Raw genomic sequence first — 4,821 nt, 5'->3', positions numbered from 1 at the left:
CTTCGGGTTTCACAAACGGCAGATCATCGATCTGGGCGTCGGACACCGGGATGTTGAAGCGGTCACGGAAAGCGACCAGGTCATCTTTGCTCAATTTCTTTTGTTGGTGTGTGGTGTTTTGCGCCTGACCGGCCGCACCCATGCCATAGCCTTTTACGGTTTTGGCCAGGATCAGGGTTGGACGGCCATTGTTTTGCATGGCTTCGGCATACGCGGCATACACTTTTAAGGCGTCGTGACCGCCACGATTGAGTCTTTGGATCTCTTCGGCGGACATTGAGGCAACCATGGCTTGCAGCTCTGGGTATTTCCCAAAAAACTCGCGCCGCGCGTATTCGCCATCATTGGCTTTGAAATTCTGATACTCGCCATCCACACATTCTTCCATGCGTTTACGCAATAATCCCTGATTGTCTTTGGCCAGTAACGGATCCCAACGTGAACCCCAGATGACTTTGATGACATTCCAGCCCGCACCCCGGAAGGAAGATTCGAGTTCCTGGATGATCTTGCCGTTGCCACGTACCGGGCCGTCGAGACGTTGTAAATTACAGTTGATCACAAACACCAGATTGTCGAGACCTTCTCGCACCGGCAAAGTGATCGCCCCCATTGATTCGGGTTCATCCATTTCACCATCGCCGAGGAAACACCAGACCTTGCGATCGGATTTTGGGGTGAGACCGCGGTTTTCCATGTAACGTTGAAAACGTGCTTGATAAATTCCCATCATCGGACCGAGCCCCATGGACACCGTCGGGAATTGCCAAAAGTCCGGCATTAACCAGGGATGTGGATACGAAGACAGTCCCGGCTCTTCGTTACCGAACACTGTGACTTCCTGACGGAAATTGCGTAATTGCGTTTCGCTGATGCGGCCTTCCAGATAAGCGCGTGCATAAACGCCTGGCGACGAATGCCCTTGCACAAAGATCATGTCACCCGGATGCCCTTCTTGTGGTGCTTTCCAGAAATGATTAAAACCCACTTCATACAAAATGGCGGAAGACGCATAACTGGCAATATGTCCACCATACTCGGTGTTCTTGCGATTCGCATGCACCACCATGGCCATGGCATTCCACCGCAGGTAGGCTTCGATGCGTTTTTCCAAATGCCGTTCGCCCGGGTAATTTGGTTGTTGTCCAACCGGAATGGTATTCAGATATGCGGTGTTTTGGCTGAACGGTAAATAACCACCAGAGCGGCGCACATGATCAACCATGTGCTCAAGCAAAAAGTGCGCCCGCTCAGTGCCATGCACCTTAACAATGGAGTCGATAGACTCCAGCCATTCATGCGTTTCGGTTGGATCGACGTCTTCGTGTTGAATGCCGCCATAGGTATGATTTGTTGAGTGATCAGTCATGGATTTGCTTTACGCTTTATATGTTGATTTAAAATTCTTCTACTTCTAACTAACCTTTGATTATGACGTATCCAGTATAAAAAATCATGTCATTAGGCTTCACAAAGCCACACAGTAATCGTTTGGCCGGACATTTAGTCCGGGATACACGCGGGGAATGCCAATATCCGTTGTATACTGCTTTTTTCGAGTGCGCTGTGGTACAAAAAAAATGAATAAGCGTATAGCACCTCAATAAATCCAAAGGATTACTTATGCCTGTTAAATTACCTGTTTTAAGCCTTCCTAAACTATCGGTTTCAAATAAACCCGCATCACAAACCGCCATTAATAAACTCGATCACATCATTGTGGTGATCGCTGACAGTGTTAAGCCCAAGCTCTGGAAAGATTTGCCCTATGGTAGTGCACTTAAACAAATGTATGAAAAAGCGGATAAAAAAAATCCCGCACTTGCGCTGAGTTCGCACTTGCCAAACCGTGGCTTGACGGGCGTCAGCCTGGGCGTGGTACAAAAAAATCGTAGTGCGTTTAAAAATCTCACCCAGATGCGTCATCTCTGCAGCAATGCGCTTGCCGCCAAAGCGGAGAACATTGGTCTGTTCGTTTTGGGCTTTTCACACGACACCCACAAGCAATTGTGTGAAGACCTGGTGGCCGCAGCGTATGCGGCGAGTTTCAAGTTATGGCATGCGAAATCCAAAACAAATAAAAGCAAGATCAAATCGCTGGCCTTATACCAGGCACCTGAAGGTCTGGATGTGAACAGCATCAAAGCCGAAGCGGCCGGCAACAATCTGGCTCGCTGGCTGACTGCCCTGCCACCGAATGTTTTGAACAGTCGTAATTACGTGGAACTGACCGAGGCCCTGGCCAAACGCAAACGCTGGCAATTCCGTTTTCATTCCATCATGGATCTGAAAAAACTTGGCGCCGAGGCTTTTCTGGCCGTCGCTCAGGGCAATCCACATGAAGACGCCGGCATTGTGCATTTGAGTTACACCCCTTCTGGACGCAGTCCTGATGAGCCCGCCGATCTCGCTCTGGTCGGCAAAGGCATTTGTTTTGACACCGGAGGTACCAACCTGAAACCGGCCAATTACATGTTGGGCATGCAAGGTGACATGGGGGGGTCGGCCACCGCCCTCGGCAGTCTGTACGCTTTAAGCCAGTTAAAATCGGATCTACGCATTGATTGCTGGTTGGCCATTACCGAAAATCACATCGATGCCCACGCCTATAAACCCAACGATGTGGTCACAGCCTCAAATGGCACCAGCATAGAGGTGATCCACAGTGACGCCGAAGGTCGCATGGCCCTGGCCGACACGCTGGCGATGTGCAGCAAAACCAAACCCAAACTTATTCTGGATTACGCCACCCTGACTGGTGCCGCGGTTTATTCTGTGACCACGCGATATTCGTGTGTGTTCACCAATCGCCCACAATTGCACAATCTTTTGGTCGAGCATGGGGCAAAGACCGGTGAGCGGGTTTGGCCCTTCCCGCAGGACGAGGACTACGATACCAATCTGGAAAGCAAGGTGGCCGATACCCTGCAATGCTCCACTAAGCCCGGCGGCGACCACATCCTGGCCGCGCGCTTTTTGAATAAATTCGTGGATAATCGTTGCGCCTGGGTGCACATGGATCTCTCGGCCTCGGAAAACGAAGGTGGCCTGGCCCATATCCCAAGTAAGCAAACCGGATTTGGGGTGCGTTACACCACACGCCTGATCGAACAATCCGACATCATGAATCGGTTAAAATAAGCAAACATAAGCAGTACACCAAAGGCAATTATGGAACTGAATCTGATCAAACCCGACGATATGCATTTGCATTTGCGTGATGGCGCCGCCATGCGGTCGGTCTTACCGCATACCGCGGCTCAATTCGGGCGAGCGATCGTGATGCCCAACCTCAAGCCTCCGGTGACCACGGTGGAATCGGCGTTAGGCTACCGGGATCGCATTCTTGCCGCCTTACCCGAGGGCAGTGATTTTACGCCCTTGATGACCTTGTATTTAACCGACAGCACCCAGGTCAGCGAAATACACAAAGTGGCCGATTCGGAACACATTCAGGCTTTAAAGCTCTACCCGGCCGGTGCCACAACCAACTCGGCGGCGGGTGTGACCAATATTGAAAACACCTTTGCGGTACTGGAAGCCATGTCGGACGCCGGCATCCCCTTACTGATCCATGGCGAGGCACTGGTGGATGAGGACGGTCACGAAGTGGATGTATTTGATCGCGAAAAAGTGTTTATTGATAAAACCCTGATCCCGCTGCACCGTCGTTTTCCAGATCTACGCATCGTTTTGGAACACATCACCACCCGTGACGCTGTGCAGTTTGTTAATTCGGCTACCGCCAATGTGGTTGCTACCATCACCCCACAACATTTGATGCACGACCGTAACGCCATTTTTCAGGGTGGCATCCGACCGCATTTTTATTGCTTACCAATCCTGAAACGCAAATTGCATCAGGAAGCACTGGTGGAAGCCGCTACCTCGGATAACAAAAACTTTTTCCTGGGTACCGATAGCGCCCCACACTCCCGCAGCAATAAAGAAAATGCCTGTGGCTGTGCTGGCATTTATTCAGCCCACGCGGCTTTGGAGTTTTACGCCGAAGTATTTGAACAAGCCAATGCCCTGGACAAACTCGAAGCCTTTGCGAGCATTCATGGCGCGGAATTTTACGGCCTCGAGCAGAACGCCGAATACATTACCATGCGTAAAGAGCCCTGGCATGTGCCGGAATCCTACGACTTTGGTGGCGAGCTCATAATCCCCTTCCATGCAAGTAATACTTTGCAATGGAAAGTCGTGCATGCTTGATCCTAAATCCTACAGTCCCGAACAAAAGATCTGGATGAAAAACCGTTTTCGTGGTTTTTACCCGGTGGTTGTGGATGTTGAAACCGGCGGCTTTAATTCAGAGACCGACGCATTACTGGAGATTGCGGCGGTCACCCTGGGTATCGATAAAAACTTTCAATTACAGCGAATGGAAACCATCCGCTATCATGTTGAACCCTTTGAAGGCGCCAATATAGAACAATCGGCACTGGACTTTACCGGCATTCAACTCGACCATCCTTTGCGCATGGCGGTTAGCGAACGCGAAGCTCTGGACAAGATTTTTAAAGTGATTCGGGCAGAAAAAAAACTGCTGGAATGCAAACGTGCCGTTCTGGTTGGACACAACTCCTGGTTTGATCTGGGGTTTTTGAATGCCGCAGTTGAACGCGTTAAGCACAAACGCAATCCCTTCCATCCCTTCACCTCTTTTGATACGGCTACCTTGGGTGGTGTGGTGTATGGGCAAACCGTTTTATCGCGGGCCTGCGAAGCCGCCAAGATTCCCTACGATAATGACAAGGCGCACTCCGCCGCCTACGATGCGGAAGTCACCGCCGACCTGTTTTGTGCCATTGCCAA

Annotated in this window: 4 protein-coding genes; 3 read left to right on the top strand and 1 reads right to left on the bottom strand. The window is 50.7% G+C overall.

What is annotated here, in order from left to right:
* On the bottom strand, positions 1 to 1,369 hold a 1,369-nt coding region (aceE, locus tag HKN88_05070; GenBank protein ID NNC97424.1), incomplete at its 3' end, for a pyruvate dehydrogenase (acetyl-transferring), homodimeric type.
* 254 nt (positions 1,370 to 1,623) lie between these two features.
* On the opposite strand from aceE, the gene HKN88_05065 reads away from it, so the two are divergent.
* The 3 genes from HKN88_05065 to rnt all read left to right on the top strand — a co-directional run.
* Positions 1,624 to 3,141, top strand: coding sequence for a leucyl aminopeptidase family protein (locus HKN88_05065; protein ID NNC97423.1), 1,518 nt, complete (start codon positions 1,624 to 1,626; stop codon positions 3,139 to 3,141).
* Positions 3,142 to 3,171: 30 nt separating this feature from the next.
* A complete protein-coding gene (pyrC, locus tag HKN88_05060) occupies positions 3,172 to 4,218 on the top strand; it encodes a dihydroorotase (protein NNC97422.1) in 1,047 nt (348 codons plus the stop codon).
* A 34-nt stretch (positions 4,219 to 4,252) separates the two neighbouring features.
* Positions 4,253 to 4,821 (top strand): ribonuclease T (rnt, locus tag HKN88_05055; protein ID NNC97421.1); only part of this gene is annotated, 569 nt, incomplete at its 3' end.

It is taken from the genome of Gammaproteobacteria bacterium (genome assembly GCA_013001575.1).
In the GTDB taxonomy this organism is placed as follows: domain Bacteria; phylum Pseudomonadota; class Gammaproteobacteria; order Steroidobacterales; family JABDMI01; genus JABDMI01.
Note: the sequence above shows the minus strand (reverse complement) of the source record. Positions and strands in the feature narration are given on the sequence as shown.

Bases quoted from the DNA above. Each gene is read 5' to 3' on its own strand.
- HKN88_05065 (NNC97423.1), top strand. From the start codon at position 1,624: ATGCCTGTTAAATTACCTGTTTTAAGCCTTCCTAAACTATCGGTTTCA.
- pyrC (NNC97422.1), top strand. From the start codon at position 3,172: ATGGAACTGAATCTGATCAAACCCGACGATATGCATTTGCATTTGCGT.